This is a genomic window from Pseudoalteromonas sp. Of11M-6 (genome assembly GCF_022347905.1).
GTDB lineage: Bacteria > Pseudomonadota > Gammaproteobacteria > Enterobacterales > Alteromonadaceae > Pseudoalteromonas.
Genome location: NZ_JAKRFW010000006.1, coordinates 38,113 through 59,018 on the forward strand (window position 1 = coordinate 38,113; position 20,906 = coordinate 59,018).

12 protein-coding genes are annotated in these 20,906 nt (G+C 41.6%); 5 read left to right on the forward strand and 7 right to left on the reverse strand.

All coding sequences use genetic code 11. The features are described from left to right. The first annotated feature begins 98 nt into the window (after positions 1-98). The 3 genes from MHN32_RS04545 (at position 99) to MHN32_RS04555 (ending at position 3,651) form a co-directional block, all read left to right on the forward strand. Entirely contained in the window at positions 99-1,847 is a 1,749-nt protein-coding gene (locus MHN32_RS04545) for a hemopexin repeat-containing protein (RefSeq protein ID WP_239421049.1), read from the forward strand. 202 nt (positions 1,848-2,049) lie between these two features. Continuing rightward, positions 2,050-3,060: a low-specificity L-threonine aldolase gene (gene ltaE, locus MHN32_RS04550; protein ID WP_239421050.1), complete on the forward strand. Its 1,011-nt coding sequence runs from the start codon at positions 2,050-2,052 to the stop codon at positions 3,058-3,060. A gap of 87 nt (positions 3,061-3,147) precedes the next feature. Beyond that, positions 3,148-3,651, forward strand: a complete 504-nt coding sequence (locus MHN32_RS04555; protein WP_239421051.1) for a hypothetical protein — start codon at positions 3,148-3,150, stop codon at positions 3,649-3,651. Between the two features lie 61 nt (positions 3,652-3,712). Here MHN32_RS04555 and MHN32_RS04560 read toward each other — a convergent pair whose 3' ends face one another. The 3 genes from MHN32_RS04560 to MHN32_RS04570 all read right to left on the reverse strand — a co-directional run bounded on the left by MHN32_RS04560 (position 3,713) and on the right by MHN32_RS04570 (position 8,744). Continuing rightward, positions 3,713-5,875, reverse strand: a complete 2,163-nt coding sequence (locus MHN32_RS04560; RefSeq protein WP_102058575.1) for a TonB-dependent siderophore receptor — start codon at positions 5,873-5,875, stop codon at positions 3,713-3,715. Positions 5,876-6,001: 126 nt separating this feature from the next. After that, positions 6,002-6,160, reverse strand: coding sequence for a DUF2256 domain-containing protein (locus tag MHN32_RS04565; RefSeq protein WP_102058576.1), 159 nt, complete (start codon positions 6,158-6,160; stop codon positions 6,002-6,004). 316 nt (positions 6,161-6,476) lie between these two features. Then, positions 6,477-8,744: an aminotransferase class V-fold PLP-dependent enzyme gene (locus MHN32_RS04570; protein WP_010607496.1), complete on the reverse strand. Its 2,268-nt coding sequence runs from the start codon at positions 8,742-8,744 to the stop codon at positions 6,477-6,479. Between the two features lie 255 nt (positions 8,745-8,999). Here MHN32_RS04570 and MHN32_RS04575 point away from each other — a divergent pair, with 255 nt between their 5' ends. Beyond that, positions 9,000-9,902 (forward strand): sulfite exporter TauE/SafE family protein, encoded by a 903-nt coding sequence (locus tag MHN32_RS04575; RefSeq protein WP_102058578.1) that lies wholly within the window; start codon positions 9,000-9,002, stop codon positions 9,900-9,902. A 267-nt stretch (positions 9,903-10,169) separates the two neighbouring features. Further along, positions 10,170-12,581 carry a TonB-dependent receptor gene (locus tag MHN32_RS04580; protein WP_010607498.1) on the forward strand — a complete coding sequence of 804 codons (2,412 nt, stop codon included), beginning with the start codon at positions 10,170-10,172 and terminating at the stop codon, positions 12,579-12,581. Between the two features lie 105 nt (positions 12,582-12,686). On the opposite strand, the gene MHN32_RS04585 is transcribed toward MHN32_RS04580, so the two are convergent. The 4 genes from MHN32_RS04585 to MHN32_RS04600 all read right to left on the reverse strand — a co-directional run bounded on the left by MHN32_RS04585 (position 12,687) and on the right by MHN32_RS04600 (position 20,896). After that, entirely contained in the window at positions 12,687-13,565 is an 879-nt protein-coding gene (locus MHN32_RS04585) for an AraC family transcriptional regulator (RefSeq protein WP_233525275.1), read from the reverse strand. Between the two features lie 166 nt (positions 13,566-13,731). Continuing rightward, positions 13,732-14,934: a response regulator gene (locus MHN32_RS04590; RefSeq protein ID WP_010607500.1), complete on the reverse strand. Its 1,203-nt coding sequence runs from the start codon at positions 14,932-14,934 to the stop codon at positions 13,732-13,734. A gap of 31 nt (positions 14,935-14,965) precedes the next feature. After that, positions 14,966-16,171, reverse strand: a complete 1,206-nt coding sequence (locus MHN32_RS04595) for an EAL domain-containing response regulator (RefSeq protein WP_239421052.1) — start codon at positions 16,169-16,171, stop codon at positions 14,966-14,968. A gap of 45 nt (positions 16,172-16,216) precedes the next feature. Beyond that, complete coding sequence (locus MHN32_RS04600; protein ID WP_239421053.1) at positions 16,217-20,896, reverse strand: ATP-binding protein; 4,680 nt, start codon at positions 20,894-20,896, stop codon at positions 16,217-16,219. Positions 20,897-20,906: the final 10 nt, after the last annotated feature.

The window sequence follows — 20,906 nt, forward strand, 5'->3', positions numbered from 1 at the left end:
ATATTTTTTCATGTAATTTTTTTGTAAACGATTTTTCATGTTTGGGATTTATTATCTTTCTTGGACTAGTCCAGAAATTCACATTTAAAGGAAAGATAATGAAATTACCCGTGCTTAGCAGTGCATTACTTGCACTTTCATTTACCGCAAGTGCAGATGCATTTGAAAACAAAGTATTGCTTATTGGTATCGATGGCCTGCAATACGAAAAAATTGGTGCCAATAATACACCGAACTTTGATCGCCTATATCTAAATCAAGCTTACACTGGCGGGATCGCAAAAACACAAACACAGCAAAAAACCAAAAGTGGCCCAGGTTGGGCGACAATTTTAACTGGGGTTTGGGTGAATAAGCATCAAGTGCCGAGCAACGACTCAGGCCTAGCAAACAAAGCCTATCCCAGTCTTTATCGTTACATCGCAGAACATGATGCTAACGCCGATATCTCAAGTTTTAGTACTTGGGGACCTATTCATACACAATTCTTCAGTGACGATGTTGCCTTGATGGACAGGAGATCGGAGGGAGGCAGCGACGACGATAATTTAAATAAAGCGCTGGCTACCTTAAACAGCGGCTCACCAGATTTTGTCTTTTTACATTTAGATGAACCGGACGCTGTGGGCCACAGCTTATGCTTTGGTTCTGCCTACAATAAATCGGTAGAAGATGCAGACAAGCGACTGGGTAAACTGCTCGACGCGGTTGAAGCAAGAGAGCAAAGCGGTGAGAACTGGTTGGTGATGGTCACCACTGATCATGGCCGTACACCGGTTGTTGGCTGTCATCATGGTGAGCAAACCGAGCCGGAAAAAACCATCTTTATCGCCACTAACAAAGTGTTGAATAAAGAATTTAGCTCAAAAGATGTTAATCCTGCTAATACCGATTTCTCTGGTTTATATGGCTATCCGGCACAAACAGCGATTGTACCGACCATTTTATCTTACATGGGCATTGAAACAAATGTGCAAGCGGGTTTTGAAAGCACGCCAATGTATGGTGACTTAGGAATTCGTAAACTCAATTATGGCAATAAACTATTTACGTGGCTAAATGGTGCGAATGTACAAACGCGTGTTTATCGAAATGATCAACTGATTGAAACTTTGCCTGCGGGTGTTGCCCAGTGGCAAGACCCGCAGCCCGTATCTGGCATCAATAACTATAGCTTTGAGCAACAGGGTGTGCATGTTGGTTATCGAGTTACCGAGCTGAAACTCAGTGCGGCGCATCAGTGGCACAATACTAAAAGCTACTTTTTCTCTGAAGATGCACGCTACTGGCGTTACGATACTGTGTTAGATAAAACGGATGATGGCTATCCGGTATCGGTGACTAATGGCAACTGGCCGGGACTTGGCGATTATGCAGAACAAATTCGTGCAAGTTTTTATAAAGACAGTGGTACGGTGTACTACTTCCTATCGGATGGTCAATACCTAAGCTATGACGTACAGAACGATAAGGTACGAGCAGGTTACCCTAAAACAATTGATAACTATACTTGGCCGGGGCTTGCTGCCTACGCAAATAAAATAACCGCAACCCTTCGTTGGACGTCCGATAAGGTGTATTTCTTCCTAGATGATGGTCAATACTTACGCTATGACTTGGGAGATGACCGAGTGGACAGTGGGTATCCCAAAGCTGTCAACGATAATACTTGGCCGGGACTTGGTGCCTATGCGACAAAGATAAGTGCAGCATTAAAGTGGAACGACACGCGTGCTTATTTCTTCTTAGCTGACGGTCGCTATCTAAGATATAGCATTACTTTTGACAAAGTCGATGCGGGTTATCCTAAAGCCATTGATAATGGTACTTGGCCCGGGTTGCAGTAAACACTGCAAAAGTAACGGATCTTGAAGGGAGTGAACAACTCCCTTTTTCATCTTGTTTTTTACTTCAATCCGCGTTTTTCAGTTATACCAGTTGTATTAAGTAAATGATCTATCTTGAAGCTATTTCACCCTTCAAATTGATTAGAGAATTAATTCAATTGGTATTATGCTGTGTGCTCCTCTTTTGACAAGGATAAGATTGATGGATTTTAGATCTGATACGGTTACGCAACCGACCCCCGCCATGAAACAAAGCATGTTTGACGCGCCGCTTGGTGACGATGTTTATGGTGATGATCCGACAGTGAATGCACTTGAACAGTTTGCGGCTGAGCGTCATGGTTTTGAAGCTGCACTGTTTACCAGCTCAGGCACGCAAGCAAACCTGCTTGCCCTGATGAGCCATTGTGAAAGAGGGGATGAATATCTTTGTGGCCAACAGGCGCATAATTATAAATTTGAGGCGGGTGGAGCGGCTGTGCTTGGCTCTATTCAGCCGCAACCATTGGAAAACGAGGCCGATGGCAGTATTTGCTTAGAAAGAATTACGCAAGCGATTAAACCTGATGATTTTCATTTTGCGAAAACGAAGCTGCTTAGTTTAGAAAACACCATTGGTGGCAAGGTTTTAAGTCTAGAATATATCGCACAAGCCAGAGCGCTGTGTGACGAACATGGCTTAAAGCTCCACCTTGACGGTGCAAGAGTCTATAACGCTGCAGTCGCGTTAAAGGTTGATATCACAGAAATTGTAAAGCATTTTGATTCATTTACTATTTGCTTATCTAAAGGACTTGGCGCGCCGATTGGCTCTTTATTGCTTGGTGATAAAGCATTGATAGAAAAGGCGAGAAGGCTTAGAAAAATGCTTGGAGGTGGTATGCGTCAGGCGGGCATGCTCGCGGCGGCTGGTCTTTATGCTTTGCAACATAATGTAGAGCGTCTCGAGGAAGATCATCAAAACGCGCAATATTTAGCTGATAAACTTGAGCAACTGCCTGGGTTTAAGCCATGCAAGCACTTAGTACAGACGAATATTATCTTCGCCGAAGTGGAAGTTGGCATTGATCTTTTTACTATAGCAAAGCAGTTAAAGGCAAAGAGCATCAATATCACTCCAGGATATCAAGGCATGCGATTTGTGACGCATATGGGAGTGAGCCGCGCCGATGTGGATGAGCTAATAACAGAACTCACCTATTTGTTGATGTGATAGGTATTATATTTCGTTACATTTAACGTATTCTATTTGGGAACTTTTACTGCTAGTTTTGTGCGAAAGTTATATAAGGAAAATTCAATGCTCTCTTCGTTGATAAAGGCTACGTTTGGTATTTCTGCTTTGCTAATCAGCACCGCAAGCATTGCCAATTCGGTCGATTTTTCTGTTGGTACTGGCTATCCATTTTTTGGTCAAATCGAACTTTCTCTTCCACAAGCCGATAGTAATAGTCGGTGGTACGGAAATTACCTTATCGGTTTAGATGATGGATTTTCTATAGGCTATGAGAAAGCGGTGTCTGATAATAACAAACATGCAATAGGCGTGGTGTTAGGGGCTTTGGGGGCACGAGATGCTGGCCCTGCATGTGAAGATGATGATATTACATGTGGTATTTTTGAGCCAATTATCGATTTACTTGATGATGAAACCACCAATGGCGCAGGTTTAAGTTATAGCTATCACTTCTCGGGTATAAATCAGTCTGGATGGAGTGTGAAGCTGGTGGCTGGTTATGGCGAAAGCGGCGAGTCTCATAAAAAGCGTGCTGATGGTAGTTTTATTGTTAGCTATCAGTTTTAAGTCATCGCCCTATGAACATTGGTCTCGGTTCTAGGGCGATTTAGTTCTTATAATTTAGCCGTTAAAACTTGTATTTCACGTTAGCGCTGATAGTTCTACGTTGTCCATAGAAACAATCGCCACGGAACAAACAGCTGGTAATAACCGTTTTATCGGTGACATTATCGACTTGTAAACTGAATTGATATTGTTCAATGTCATAGCCAATCATCATATCAATAAGGTTAAAGTTATTAGTCACTAATTGCTGATGTAGTGTTTGGCCGTTTAATTCAACTGTGCGACTGCCATCATAGGTTTTTCCTACATGTCGAATACCCGCTCCAAATTTTAGCCCTGGAAGCCATTCATCTGCGCGGTACGTCGCCCAAATTGAAGCTAAGTGCTTAGGTGTTGCTGAGAGCTGAGTATCATCTGTGATGAGCGTAACCAAATCTTGTGCTACATAGAGCTCTGTAGGTGACAGCGGAGAAACGTCTTGTTCCGTATCTAAATAAGAATATGCTGCATAGATATCAAGGTGCTGCCACTCAAGTTGGGCCTCAAGCTCTAACCCTTTGACCGCGATTTCACCGTCTTGTACTTCAAATTCGGGGGAAACTTTCCGTATTTGATTTTTGTCTTTAATTTCAAATATAGATGCAGTGATAAGGTGTTCGGTACCCGTTGGTTGATATTTTAAGCCGAGTTCAATTTGTTCACCCTCTAGCGGTTTATATGCGCCACCTTGTGGTTTTTGTCCAAATACAGCCTTAAAAGATTCTGAATAGCTAGCATAGGGCGCTATGCCATTCTCAAATTGGTAAAGCAAACCGATCCGACCTGTTGTGGCATTCTGACTATTTTTGATTGCACCTGCCGTTTGCACCTGATTTGAAACATCATCATAGCGAAGTGCCGCATTGAGTACCCAGCTATTCACTTCAGCAGTAACTTGAGCATAAGCACCAAGCTGTTTATTGTTTAACGTGTTTTCAGGGTTATCGACAACTGCTGTTGGTAACGCTGTACTTTGTCCATACACTGGGTTATACAAGTCGAGTGGAGCTGCAACGCCACGGCCGCGATCAGAATCTGTATCCGCATTTTGGTAATCAACACCCGATACCATAGTGAGTTTAACCGCATCCAGTTCCAAATATTTATGGAATTGAAGATCCATCGTCACACTACGTGCACTTGAATCGGTGAGGCTGGCAATACGCTTAACAGTGCGTTTGTCTGCTTCAAATTTTGGTGGCCAAGAATAAATGGTACGGTACTCGGATGAACTATCGCTGTAGCGACCAGAAAACTTAACATGTGTGTCTAAATCAAAGCTGTGCTCAACAATAGCGGTGATCGCTTGTTGCTCAGTATCGTATTTATCCCAGCCAGGCTCGCTGACGAAACGCTCACTGGGAATTTGGCCATATTTTGCAGGTAGAATAGTGCCTTCATGCGGGAAGAATTGCGTTGAAGAGCCTGATTCATTTCTCTGAAGGTTGGCAAGCAAGGTAATTTTAGTTTCATCTGAAGCAAGCCAGCTAAAGCTTGGTGCAAGCATCAGGGTGTTGTCATCAACATAATCGGTCTGTGTGCCGCTGTCTCGATACATGGCAACAGCACGTGCTTGATACTCTTGCTGCTCACCAAATGTGGTGTTGTAATCAAGTGCTAGTTGCTTACGGTCGTAGTTGCCCACTTGTGCCCAGATCTCACCTTCAGTGTCTGCTTTTGGTAATTTTGATACTGCGTTGACGATACCACCTGTAGACCCCTGTCCATAAAGCACGGATGAAGGACCTTTTAAGATCTCTACGCTTTCAAGTGCATAAGGGTTAGTACGGGTATTGTTGTAATTGCCAAACAGCTTTTGTAGGCCGTCAACATAGAGTAAGGGGTCGACACCACGGATTTTAGACCAGTCGCCTCGAGTATCAACACCATATGGCCCATTATAAACACCTGCAACATACCCAATCGCATCTTGCAGCGTTTCTGCGCCTAAATCAGAAATACGTTGTGCTGTTAATACAGAAACCGAAACAGGTGTTTTGACGATTGGAACTGCTGTTTTTGATGCAGTAGCGCTAACGTATGAAATTAGTCCTCTTGGGCTAACTTCGATAATTTCAATGTCGTCTTTATCTTGTTTTGTTTGCTCTTGTGCAATTGCCGAGCAAGACAACGCCAATGCAACACTGGCAATAAGGCTTGGATATTTGTATTTAAATGAGCGCATGATTAATCCCTATGATCTAAGTTTGCGCAAATGATATTGTAGATGAGAGTGATTATCAATATTATTGTTCTGTAATTTGCAAATATTACAAAGCATTATTCTAGTTACAACATTCGCCACGTTTTGTTAATTGTTGTGCCCTATACTTAAGCGGCGCTCAGCAGCACAGCGCTTTGAGCAGTATTTAACGTTTTCCCAATCTCTTTGCCATTTTTTCCGCCAATAAAATGGGCGTTTGCAAATAGGACATACTTTATAAGGTAGGTTTACTTTCTTATGAGCCATTTAGGGTTTATACCAATTAGTCTTAATATTTGCTCAATTTGAAGGAGCCAATCTGACGCTAGCTGCGTTAAAAATTTCTCATTTAGAACAACTGAATAGCAAAATTTTCGTCTTGCCTACACGGATGTAGGTACCTTGGCGAGAGCAGGACGCGGTAGCGGGGTTATCGACAAGGTTTTCTCGCCTCAAAATAGATCACTTAATTAAGCCAATTGGTATTAGTCATTTTTAGTATTCATACGGTAGTGATGAAAAGTGAGATCAAAAAAGCCCCATAGCGAGCGCTGTAGGGGCTTTAGAAAGGAAACAGTGAAGGTTATGCTGATGGGATGAGTGCATACCCTCCTTTTAAATGTCCGATATTATTAAAGCCGAGTCGTGCTAGCGCCTGTGCTGCAACTTGTGATCTACTGCCGCTGCGACACACCAACACCAACTCTTTCGTCTTGTCTTGGCTTTGTTTGCAAATAAAGTCAGTAAGGCGGGTTAGTGGCACATTTTGATCAAACGCTCTGTTGTGATTTAGAGCATATTCATGCGGTTCACGTATATCAATTAACAGCACACCTTCGTTGTTAGCGATGTGAGCATTGAGCTCTGTTGTGTTGTACTCGTGCAATTCAAATTGGTTTTTATTGCAAACCGTTGCGCCACACATGATCTCACTGCCAGCCTCATCAACAATGTTTTTGTCTATTTGCGCCTTTTTCTCAACAAATACATCAACCGCAATGTCATGTTGAAGCACACTATTTAATAGTAAATTACGACTACACTCTGCCGCTAGGGTGGTTGCAAACTCATTGTTGTAGTCGTGACTTGGGCATAACAAGGTATCTGTGTCGATGAGCTGAGCAAGTAACTGAATGCTATTCAGCATCGCTTTTGGTGAGCTGGTGGAGAAGTTGGTTCTACCTAATGCCCCCATCAGGATTAGGTCACCACAAAAAACGTATCTGATGGCGTACTTATCTTGTTGTTGCTCCAATAGCATAAAGGTGACGCTATCTTCCGTATGTCCTGGGGTGGTTAGTTTTGCAAGACGGAAATGACCAATAGCTAGCGCTTCAAGTGACTGGCCTTTATAGTCAATTTGTGTAGTTTGAGTTGGCCAGCCTAAATGGTCGCATGTTTGTTTTGGTAAATTCAGTGTGGTTCGACTCGATTCGTGATCGGCGTGCCCATGTGTATCAAGCGCAGCGAGCAGTGTTAGCTGCTGGCATTCCAATATCGTATTAAGACGTTCTACCAGCTCAGGAAGTGGATCGATAATAATCGCCGTTTTTGACTGCTTATCAGCAAACAACCAACAGCATGCACCACCCACTTTAAATTGTACTAGGCCGTCAAGCGCTTCTTTATTGTTAACGCCATTCGCCGCTTGCATGAGACAACTGTGACCGAGTGCCTGAGCACAATGGAGAATGCGCTCACACGCCGCGTCTATTTCAGTTTGGGTTGTGGCAGGACCAAAAGACAGTCGAATAGCCGATTCGCTTTGCCATGCAGGGAGTCCCATGGCATCTAGCACAAAACTGCGCGTTACCTTTGAACTGCACGCTGAGCCCGAGCTGACACGGATGTTTGCTGCGTCAAACAAATCCATGATTTCTTTTGAGCTAAATCCCGGAATTGCAAAGTTTAGTGTAGTCGGAACGCTATTACTGAAGTGATTATTAAATACAATAGTCGGGAACGCATCTTTGAGCGTTTGTGCTAGTTGATTTCGAAAATCGTGTAGTTTATCTACGCTTGCAAATTGGCTGTCATTTTCTTTTAGCAGTTCATCAAAAATCACATTCAGCGCGGCAAGGCCAGGTAAGTTTTCTGTCCCTGAGCGTAAACCGCTCTCTTGACCACCGCCAGCAATAAATGGCGTAAACGGCGCGGTTTCTCGAATATAAACAAAACCGATGCCTTTTGGTGCATAGAGCTTATGACCGCTAAAAGGTGCGTAGTCAATAGTTGTTCTCGCTAGGTTTAAATTGCGTTTACCCAGTGCCTGAACACAGTCAACCATCCAAAAAATATTTGAATTATGCTTTCTTATTACGTTTTCTAATTGGTTCAGGTCTTGATATACACCGGTTTCATTATTGACAGCCATAGTGCAAATCATTAGCGCATTAGGTACTTCATTTGCGATAAACGCTAAATCCAGATTACCTGCACCATCAACCGGAATGGCTTTGACATCGGCATTAATTTCTAAAATTTGATTCCAATGTTTAAGTGACTCTGGTACTGCTTTGTGTTCAGTTGCCCCGTAAAGTAGTGTATATTTTTTGTTTGGCTGTATCTTCTTTTTTGCTTCACAAAGGGCTGATAGTATGCCGGTTTGGATGCCCTCTGTTGCGCCACTGGTGAAAATCACTCGACCATGACCAGAACCCAGCACCGCACGTGCTTTTTGACGAGTTTGTTCCATCAGTTGCTTAGCCTGTAGGCCTGTAATGTGGCTGCTGCTCGGGTTACCAAACATGGTTTTCATGGTAACCAATGCTGCGTCTGCTGCTTGCTCTAATACAGGGGTTGTTGCATTAGCATCTAGATATATTTGAGGTAACACCGATTCTACTGTCATGATTGTGCCTTTAGGTATAAGCAAATTACCGATATAACAAAAAGTAATAAGTAATTATTTATAGTTATAATAAGGGAGATAGGCGTGCGTTTCAACTATTGAGGATGTGTTTATTGCATTCAGGTGTATTCACTTTTAATGTAAATTTAATTTGAAAAAAGTGTATTCATCATGTTTAATTGCGTTCGCTCATATACTAGATGAGTATGGTAACGGGTATTAATAAGGAAAGGCTCTTTGAGTAATGGATGAATAATGTTGCAACGAATAACAAAACCGACGATGTGGCCCTTATTTTTTACACTGGGTGTGTACGCTACGTTGATCTGGGTACAAGGCTTTTATCAAGCACTTGGTCAAATTATCAGTGAATCCCATATTGCGCTGACCATGGCGTTGGGATCGTTTGTGGCAGGTGGAACGGCATTAGGCGGTGGCGCCGTCGCCTTTCCTGTGATGACTAAATTATTAGACATAGATCCCGCTACGGCCAAGGTATTTTCTCTCGCGATACAAAGTTTTGGTATGACAGCGGCGACCATTACTATTTTCTGTCGCCGTATTCCGGTATATAAAAACGTTATTTTAATGGCGTTGCCAATGGCTGCGCTTGGTGTAACGCTCAGCCTATTGTATATCGCGCCTCTGGCACCAAGGCTCCTCGTTAAGTCTATTTTTAGTTTTTTGTTGCTCTGCTTTGCACTAACACTGATTTTGAGATGGTGGCGTAAGGCACATCATCAACCTAGCAGTGAGTTTATCCAACCTAAAATGCTACGCTTTATGGCCGTAGCGTTAATCGGAGGTATAGCGAGTGGATTAGTAGGGTCGGGTGCAGATATTGCACTCTTTGCCTTGTTGGTGATTGCTTATAATGCAGATGTGAAAAAGGCGACTGCAACCTCCGTCGTGGTGATGACGTTTACCTCATTGATTGGAAGTAGCATTAATGCGTGGCACCTCAATACGATCAGCAGTGAAATAAATGGCTATTTGCTAGCGGCAATACCGATTGTGGTCGTTGGTGCTCCATTAGGCGCTTATGTTTGTTCAAAAGTAAAAGTGGGGCATCTGGTCAGTTTTCTTTTAGTCTTGATTGGGCTTGAAGTGAGCTTTACCTGTTATGAGTTATATCCGACGCTGCTAGGATTGTTTTAATCTAACGCGGTTTACAAAATTGGGTAAGCCGCGAAGCGAGCAAATAACGAAGTTAGATTACGCTCGCTAAATAAAAATATCCATCTGTTACACTTTATTATCATCTTTTCGTGTATTGCAAAAAACATTACATTTTTAAAATGTAAATGATAGTTGTTATCATTACCATTGTTTTGCTAAACTTTGCCCCCTCTCTGATAAATTATTTTCTGAAATAGGTATTTGGCTTATTTCACCACTATCCAATTGCGTAGTTTGGAGTTAAAAATGCAATACTCTCGCTCTTCTGTTCTTTCCGCCTCATGCGTTGCGGTTAAGTTGGCTTTACTAGGTGCAAGCACAACGGCTTTTGCTTCTGAAGACATAGAAAAAATCAGTGTTTATGGCAAACATAATAAAATTATTTTGCAATCTGGAACTGCAACTAAGTCCAATATGGATCTTATGCAGACCCCCGCCGCGGTTGTTGTTGTTGACAAAGAGCTATTAGATTCGCAAAGCGCAGCGACTTTACAAGAAGCACTACGCAACGTAAGTGGTTTGTCTCAGGCCGGTAATAACTACGGCATTGGTGATTCACTAATGGTTCGTGGCCTAGGCGTAAACTATACCTACGATGGTATGTATGGTGGTGCGGACTTAGGGAACAGCTTTAACCCAACACGCTCCTTAACCAATATCGAAAGTATTGAAGTGTTAAAAGGTCCTGCTACAGGCCTTTATGGTATTGGTGCTGCAGGTGGTGTAGTTAACTTAGTTGAGAAAAAGCCACAGTTTGAACAAGCGCTCTCAATTAACGGTAAAGTGGGCGCATGGAATACTTATGGTTTGGGCGTTGATTTTACAGATGCAATTACTGACAAGCTTGCCTACCGTGTTGTTGCAAACCATGAGCGTAGCGACGGCTATCGAGATCTAGAATCTAATAGAGACGAAATCTATGCAAGCTTACGTTTCGACCCAAGCAGCGAGCACTCATTTTTACTTTCAGCGGCCTATATTGATGATTCGCAACAAGTAGATTCAATTGGCGATCCGGTACGGATTATTAACTGGGATAGCATTACTGGGCAACCAGGACTGGTTACAGCTGATCGCTTGCCAAATGACCCACAATATGATGCTGAGAAAGGTAAGTGGTTAGGTGTACAGCTGAATGATGAACAGCGCGCGCAACTTGCTGAGTCAATTCGTATTGGCGATGGCCTAAAGCCTTTTAATCTTGGCGATGGGAATCTGATTTCTCCTTTATCTCGTCCTAATGAAGGTGAAGAGTTACGGATAAAGCTTCGTCACGATTGGTACTTAAATCGCAACTCGAAGCTAACCCAGCAGGTATTATGGCGTAGCTATGATTCTGATTTTGTTCGCCAAACAGGTGCTTACAATTATGTTTATTGGGAGCGCAATGGTGTGATCAATGCAAACCCAAGAGCTCCGCTTGTGATTGATGATGTGCTATATCCTTATGCGGCTCGCCGTCAAGAGTATCGCCGTCAAGTTGCCAGCGAAAAAACTTGGCAGTACTTTGCTGATTTACAGTTAACTTGGGATATGGCTTCTTTGAGCGGTGAGCATTTAGTCAGTGTTAACTATGAAAATCGTGATATGCGCTTAAAAAGTTGGTCTGCATATGATGCCGATGGTAAAGGTTCAATTCCATATATCTTAGACATTCGCAGTCCAAACTGGCCAACAGGCGAATTCGAGGATTATGACCCATCGCTACGTAGTAACTACGATAAAACGCTTACGGCGTATGGCATTAGTGCACAAGAAGTGGTGTATATCACTGATGCACTAACTGCTCGTGCTGGTCTTGCATATACTAGCGTTGAACAAAAATATCAGCATTTAGGTACTGATCGTTCACCAGAAGAGAGTGAAGAGCTGGACACGGATGATGCAGGTATGACGTATAATATTGGCTTGAATTATCAAGTGACCTCTCAGCTTTCTGCTTTTGTAAATATGGCAAAAGGTCGTACTGCATACAGTGTACTGGGTAGTCTAGAAAATGAAGCTGATGCAAATCGTAAAAACAGACCTGACTCTGAATCTGAAACGTTAGATATTGGTGTGCGTTTTACTGCCTTTGATGAAGATTTATTGGGCTCATTAGTGTGGTTCGAAACTAAACGCACAAACCTAATGTATAACAATCCTGAGTATAACGAGCAGCCAGGTGACGACTACAATGTCAGCGTTCCACGCTATTTCTTCGATGATGAAGATGAGTCAAAAGGTGTAGAGCTTGACTTAAATTTAGCATTGAACGACCAAATCAGTGTGAATATGAACGCGACTTATCAAGATGCTGTTGAGATCCGTTCGAATGAACGCTCAGGTCAAATGAAAGGGGTACCGAAAAAGTTTGCCAGCACGTGGGTGAAGTATACCCAGCCAGCTAATTGGTTTGGAGGGACTCTAGAGTACAGTCTTGGAATTAACTATGAGAGTGAACGAACAATTAATTCTGTTTCTTTCGGCCTGCCTACGGCAACTATTGATGGTTATACTCGCTGGGATGCTGCAATTAAGTTCGATGCTGAGCAGTTCGATATTCAGCTAAACCTTGAAAACCTAACTGACGAGCGTTATTACAGTAAAGCATTGTTCTTAGGTGGCACGCCTGGCAACGAGCGAAATGCTAAATTGAGCTTTAACTATAGGTTCTAATTGGTTCGCAAATAAATAAGGAGGGAAGTCCCTCCTTATTATTTCTAAGCAGTCGATGCTTAGTCGCGTTTAGATTAGTTAACCCCTGAACAGGATAAAAATCAGTTATTTAATGTAACAAGTGATACGAGTGAGAAGCTCGTGTGGTGGTGTATCTCTAACATCATTTAAGTATTCTTCGATAACAGGCACATCGGCAGGTTCGAACTCACTGTTAGGTAACCATTGTCCAAACAGGTACTCGTAAGGCGTTTCAAGAGAAGCATAGTCACCTTGGTAAAGTAGGCTAGCTGTTTTGCCCGATGGAATGGCGAATTCACAAAGCCCCTCTGGGAGAGATGCGGTTGTCTTTGGCACTAAAATTGTTGCCATTGATTTTAGTTTGCTTTCCTCGACGGTTTTTGGGTCGTCAAAATATACACCAAAGAAACGCGTATCCGCACCTAATAAGCCTTGTTGCTGCGCCAGTACGTTTAATTTTTCAAATGCTTGACCGATTTGCATGTAATCGCCATGGTGCTCAAGTCCGATTAACGTCATTTGCTCATTACTGCCTATTTCTACATTAAACATATTCGAATCCTCTTCTACCTTAATGATATAAAACTCGGCCGCACAGCCTTTTGCCTTGGCCTGTTCATGTTGGCGAAATAGGCTAGGTGGTTGCTTATATCGTTGAGAAAATGCTCGGCTAAACGCTTCAATACTTGCATAACCGGTCTGCTCAGCCACCTTTGCAATGGAGTCTTGGGTGCGAATTAACATACCTGCAGCAACATGTAGTCGCATTCTTCTTACGGTTGCATTGATGGTTTCCCCAGCGATTGAGCGATAAACACGGTGAAAGTGATAAGTCGACATATGGCATTGATCAGCAAGCGTGATCACATCAAGTTCGCGATTAATATTGTTATAGATGTAATCAATAACAATATTTAAGCGAGTAGTGTATTGGCTCAGGGTTGTTGCTTTTCTAGTCATCATTCACTTCATTGTTGGTTTATGCGGCCACTTTTACCAATTCACCTCAAAATAGATCACTTAATTAGGCGAATTGGTATTACAACTCCGAAACTTACGTCAGAGTTGATATGGCTTATCATGGCAGAACTCGATTTGATAATGTTTGCTGATTTGTACTTTACGCAACTTATTGGTTTTCCGTAAGTGCTTTTTCCACAGCTTTTAAAATAGATGATTTGGTAGACGGTTTGGTGATGTACCCAGTGAGCCCCAAAGACGCCCACTTTCTGATTATATCTTTGTTTTTATTGCTGGTTAGCGCAATGATAGGAAGTTTTTTACAATGTGGAATATTGCGAATATTTTTGGTTGTATTGTAGCCATCAAGCTCTGGCATAAATAAGTCCATAAATACCATGGTGAATTTATGTTTTCTCAATGTTTTTATAGCACCTAACCCGCTGGTTTCACAGTCTACTTTATACCCCTCATCACGTAGGATCTTGGCTATCATCTCACGATAAATTTCGTTGTCTTCCACTACCATTATTTTTACTTCTTCTTGCTTGGTTTCAAGCGCTTTTGGTTCGCTAACATCAACCTCACCGGTATCACCTACTGGCAATACATTTTGCGCTAATTGCGCGCACTTAGAGTTGTCTTTTTCGCTCAGCAATGCTGTAAGCTCAGCGATAGAGAATTGTTTATCTTTCAATCTTTTTGTTAATTCATGAACGCTATCTGCCAATTGGTGTTCTAGTTCATCCAGCAGTGGCGATAAGTGTTTTTGTTTTAATTCATTTAGCAAGTCATCTTGAACTTTATTAATCCCTTTTTCATTGTCGAGATTACGTCTTACCGTTTGTAGCGTTTCATCCGCTTTTTGATGATACAAAGCTGCATCATCAATCAATTGCTTTAGCTTGTCATCTATGCGACCAAAATGCTCCTCTCTGATTTTAGCAACCTCAGACGTGCCTTCCGTACGAACCAAAGCATTATGTAAGATCATACGAAATCGGTAGTTCTCATACATCGGTTTGTAGACAAAATAATCGGTAAAAATACCTTTCATACAACATCGAAAGGCCACGCCTGACTCTTTGTTTTCACACAGTAAAATATTTTCATGAGCATAGTTAAGTAAGCCATGCTTGGCGAGCAAACTATAGATTTCGACGCTTTTTGCGACTGTCTTTCGAGCAATAACAATGACATCTGGTGGAGACTCAGTTAGCACTTCAGCTACTTCTTTATGACTAGTGAGAGTACGGTATTCATTGACTTGAGAAGCAACAATATCAACAACGCCAGTCATTTCAGCTGGATCGTCGCAAATAATAATCACCTTTGGATGTCGTTGTGCGTGTTCAACGTCTTTTTTATGCATAGATTCCTATCCCCGAGAGTCAATTAACCTTTCAGCTCCCGCTGGAGCTTAATACTTGTGTATTTGAGGTCTTAATAATTTGCAAAAAGTCAAAAGGAGAACAAGGTGGGTAAAAATAATACCCCTGTACACACTCCACTCCATAGCTCTGAACTACCAGTAAATCCTCAATTGTTTCTACTCCTTCAGCGACAACCTCAAGTCCAAGTTGGTGCGCCATTTCACACGTATTATTTATGATGATTCGTTTATTTTCCCATTGGGCGCAGCCATTAACAAAGCATCTATCTATTTTTAATTCATCGAATGGCAAATCGTTTAGTTGTTTTATTGAAGAGTAACCAGTTCCAAAGTCATCAATTGAAAGATTAAAACCTTTTAATTTTAATCGAAGTAATATATCTAGAGCTTGTTTAATATTTTTCAAAAGGAGGCTTTCTGTTATTTCAATTATAATGTTTGAAGTTGGGGTACAAAGGTCTTCACAGATTGCACTTAATTTTTCAGGTAACTTTATATCACTCAGCTCTATCACGCTCAGGTTTATGCTGAACTTGAGTTCACTCAGAATTGCTCGGTTTGAGGCATAAAGCGAAAGCGTTTGTTTCAACAAGCTAGTCGACAAAAGGTGAATGATTCCATTGTCCTCCATTATATTAATAAATTGAGAAGGGAGCACAAGTCCATCATCGCCATGGTTCCATCTAGCCAATACCTCTGCACCGATGACCTTACCTGAAGCACTAGCTACTTTGGGTTGAAAAAAAGCCGAAAACTCTTGTCGTATGAGGGCATCATGAATTTCATCTGAACCATATCGCTTGCAAAGCATCGGCTTTTCTTCGGGTTTAAGCCCAGAGTCAAGCATTCGCAGTAGTTCATTAAGCTTAGAGGCTGATAAGGGTTTATCAAGGCATGAAATTATTGATAAGCCATGAAGTTGTGCAAGTGTGGCGGTGTTTCTAACTAAGAGGTTGCTTTCACCGCTTAGTAAGGCTATTGGAGCTTGTACTTTTAATTCAGCAAACTTTCTTAGCATCTCGACGCCATCAATATTGGGCATATTAATATCTAGTAAAATTATCGCTGCATTTTTAAGCTCTTGGCTAAGTAATGCTTGCTGACCATCAATAAACCCCTTAAAACGAACTTTTCGTTGGTTAGAAATAAGCATTTCAAGTTGAGTAAGAGTAATTTTGCTATCGTCGATAGCGACAATGAGGTGCTTTTCATTCATCTTAAAGACTCAATGTTAAGTGGACTAATGGCTACAACGAACCCTCTATCTAAGTATAGAATTGATTTCAGCTTCTGCATTATTAAAAAGTATTAAACATTGATTCAATAAATTTTCAATTTTTATCTGCTTACCTTCCCTGGCTGCATGCTCAAGTTCTGCCATTTTTTCAGAAAGTTGTGTTGCACCGACTGCTTTTGCCGAGGTTTTCCCTTGATGTGCACTATTCTTGACACTTTCGGGATTTTTTAGGTCTACCCCTTGTAACAGTTTTTTTGTATCGTCAACAAAGCTTCTTAAGAAAATACTCTGTAACTCTTTATCTGAGCCTACATACTCACTAAGGACTAATAGGTCGAAATGTTTAGTTGGTGCTTCTAGCTTTTCAATCAGTGAGGGAGCATTCTCCGCTTCTTGGCTGTTTGTTGGAATGTTGCTCGAAAACCATTTTTTTAGCTTTTTGTTTAATTTCTGCAAGACAATGGGCTTTGCAACGTAATCGTCCATCCCGGCGTTAAAGCAAATATCTTTCTCACCGTCTAACGCATTAGCCGTTGCAGCAATGATAGGAATGTGCTCTAGATTGCGTTCACGTTCATGCTCGCGACGTTGTTTTGCGAATTCATAGCCATCCATCACAGGCATATGGCAGTCTGAAATAATAAGCGAAAAGTGATACTGTTCGAGTAGCTGCAAGGCAACTTTACCATTGTCGGCAATAATGCATTGATAGCCAAGCAGTGCCAGCTGTCTTTTGAATAAATCCTGATTATAAACATTGTCCTCGACGACTAAGATAAGCTTGTTTAGTGATTGGGCTTCATTTATTGTGGGTAGTGACTTGGATTTAGTCTTGCTGTCGTCATTTGTTGATTCACTATCAATTAGCCCTTCTAAGGTGGCGATGTGTGAAACAACTTTATAAGCGTAATAAGGATATAGCGCGAGGTTTGAGACGTTGATATTATTTGCATGGGGAAGCTTATCCTGATTATTGTCTAGCAAAATATACTTGCACTCGCTTTTTGCGTTGAACACTTCTTTTCCTTCTGTCGTGAGTTGTTGGAAGGCTTCAGCAGTGATAACGAGATAATCAAATTGTTGACTATCAATTAGTTGCGAGTTAAACAGCTCTCGAGGGAATATTTCACATTGGGCTTCATAGATGCGAAGTTGATTTTGCATGTCTTTTTCAAACTCGTCCCCGTCGCCCACTACGGCAATTTTTAGTCTGTCTAAAGTTAAGCTAATAGCGCTGGTTTGTTTTGGTGCTTCACAGTATGGCAGAGTGACAATAAAGTTGCTGCCAAAACCCTCTAGGCTTCTACAGTCAATTTCCCCCTCCATCATGGCAACAAGTTTGTGGGTAATGGAAAGGCCCAGCCCGGTACCGCCATATTGGCGTTGAATACTGCTATCTGCTTGAACAAATGGCTTAAAAAGGTTTTCTACTTGTTCTTCGGACATGCCTTTACCATTATCCTTTACGCTAATTTCCATATAACCATTATCGGGAGAGCGCCCAATAGTCACTTCTACAAAGCCGGAGGCAGTGGCGGTAGTTTTGGTGAATTTTAACGCGTTACCGATTAGGTTTAATAAAATTTGTTGTAGCCTAATCGGATCTCCTAATTGCCAGTTTGGTAACTGTGATGAGAGATAAAAAGCAAGCTTGAGCTTTTTAGAGTCCGCTTGATATGCGAGGAGCTCCGCGAGTTCTTTAATAATTTCTTGCCAGCTAAATGTTATCGATTCAAGCTGCATTTTCCCAGCTTCAATTTTTGATAAGTCCAATATATCATTAATAATTCTGAGCATTAGTTGGGCTGAATTTTTTGCTACCATAATGAGATGGCGCTGTTCGTGATCTAGGTTAGATAGTGCGAGAATGTCTAGCATGCCTACCACGCCATTCATCGGCGTTCTTATCTCGTGGCTCATTGTTGCTAGGAAACGAGACTTTGCTTCACTTGCTTGCTCTGCTTTTATGCGAGCTTGCTCAAGCTCTGCAGAAAAGTTGATGCTTTTAGTAATATCATTCTGATAGATGAGGGTGTATTTCCCAGAATCTGTGGTGATGTTTTTCACTAACACGTTGAACCAGTGCTGGATATCTTCACTGACATACTGGCACGTCGTTAGTGCTTGATATTGTTCTTTGTCTTTTGCCTCTTCTAACATGGACAGTAATTCGCTGTTGTCCACCATCGGAAGTTGCATAACACACTTTTCGATGGCTGAACCTATATTGAAAAATACACCCATAAACTTATTCTTGTTTTCAGCCTGCACACTTATATAAGGGTTAAACTGATTCAGCATGGCTATGTGTTGGTTTTCATCAAGTAGCAAAATAAAAGCGGGTAAGGAGTCAATAGCTTCCTGAAGCAGCTTATCGATGGAGAGCTGAACTCTAAGTAAGTGTTGAGCAGAGAGTCTTTCAACTTCTACTTCATGAATTTTCTCTAGTGCTTTCTTTCTTGTAGCAATAAGCTCTTCTTGCATTCGTTGTTGACGATTGGACTCACTGACTTGAGTGGTTATATCTTTTACGACACCGACAATAAATTGTGTGTTCTCACTAGAATTATATTTTAAGTTTAATATGACGCTAAAATAACGGTGACTGCTATTTTCTTCAATCGTCAGCTGAAATTCTTGAGATTGTGCGAGGTTTAATGCCCGAAGGTTTGAATACAAGGTTTGTCTGTTATCTGCATCGAGCGATTTGATGATTAGCTTTAAGTTGTGGTGCTCAAGCTCAGGTGCTAAGTTAAATAAAGTTCTAAACCCTTCGGAGGTATGACCATAAAATTGGCCAGCCGATATTTCAAAACTACCGATAGCGGCAAGCTTTTCAGATGAATTCAATAAAGTTTGATGCTTTTGAATCGCGTCTTTTGCAGCTTGCTTGTCTAATTTTGCTTTTTGTTGGGCGCGATAGCTAATTGCTAGACCAAATAAGCAAAATGCAACTAATGACAACACCTGCCAGATAAACTTAATTTCTATGGTGTAGAAGAGATCTTGATTAAACGCTTCACGTGAATAGGCATAGGTACCCACTTGAAGTTCCTGATCCCAGATTTTTGCACTTAGAAAGTCGGTTTGGTCAATATTATTAGTAAACAGTAATTGGCTTAGTGGAGTATGTGTGCCGCTAATTTTAATCGCCTCGACTTCCTGCTTAGTGTAGTAACCCGATGCGTTTTCTAGGCGAGTATCAAGGCTGAGTTCTAAGCTGTTAAGTAAGACATCCAGCTGAACTTCGTACCAATACAGTGTGTCCGTCAGCCCCTTATCGGATAGCCCAAGACCCGTCATAATCAATATGCGGTGACCATCATTACCCTTTATAATTTGTGTAACTATCCCTCCACGGTGCAAACTTTCTTGATATTGAGAATAAAACGACGCGACCTGGGTTTTGTCTACATACTGAGTGTTATTAAGATTATTAACGACTAGCGTTTGCAACTGAGACGGTTTAGTGAGATTGGCATTGGTGCTAATACTGGCATATCTAAGGTTTTCTATATGTGGCTTATACCATAGCGTTTTAAGGAGGTTGATACGCTCCAATGAGTGGTTGTTCAGCTGCCTAAGAGTTTGCACTTCAGAGAGGTACAATAGCTGCTTTTGGCTTGCAAAATGTTCCACAAATAGCACGGCAAGTACTGACGAAAATATTACAATGAGCTGTGCGGTTTGTGTTCTAAGTGGAGCCGTTTTATATATTTTTAATTCGGTAAACGCTCTAATCAATAGGCAAATTAAAATGATATAAAGCAGCGCAATGATCAAAGAGATAATGAGTGAGGTTTGAGCTCGCTCTTGTGAGTTTTGCATAGATGCGGCAGCAGAGTCCTTCATATATTCAAGTAAATTCAGGCTGCCACTAGCGAGCAAGTTCAAATAGGCAGTACTGTTATCCCACCACACATAGTGTGGTAAGTTGATTTCAGCTCCACGGCTAAAGCGGTTTAGGGCTGAGGTGACATAGTCATACTCTCTAGACGCCGTAGCGGCATTGTATAGCTGTACGGTATTTTGATTATCTTTGAGGCTGTCCATCAGTGTGACATGAGTGGCGTAGTATTGTAGCGCGCTTCTCATTGCACTTAATCTAGTGGCCTCTTCATCTGCCGTTAAGTATCGGCTGATCTTAGCTCTGAGTCTGCCCCCTAACTCAATTGCTCTGATAAGTGTGTGAATATTCTGGTACTGTGTTTTATCCTCATTGCTACCAAGATTATGGATGAAGGACTGCTCAGTTTGTATGGTTCGGACTGTATCGATTAAGTGATTAATCAAAATTGTGTAGCGAAGAAATAGTTGCTCGTGGTTGATATTTGCCTGTCTATTGAGCTTTCTCAGTGTTTGTATATCGTCTTTTATGGTCAATTGAAACTGATCGAAGTTATTAATGCTCGTGAGTTTTTCAGCAGTGAGTCTTATTATTTTTTCGTCCGTTTCCTGATAATATGCAAGTAGTCGCGCGTCGTGTTCTTCTTCGGACTTAAACCCCGTGGACATGCCGCGTTCACGTTGCAGACTAAAGATCACTGCAATCGCTTTATCTAGGGCGGAAAGGTTGTTGTAGTATAAAGTCAGACTCTGGTGAACCACACGATTTTTATTAAACTCGTTAATTTCGAGGTAAAAACCACTTAAGCAGGCTAGGGAAAAAAGGGTTAGGGAGATTATTTTAAAATACTTGCTCACATTTGCCACC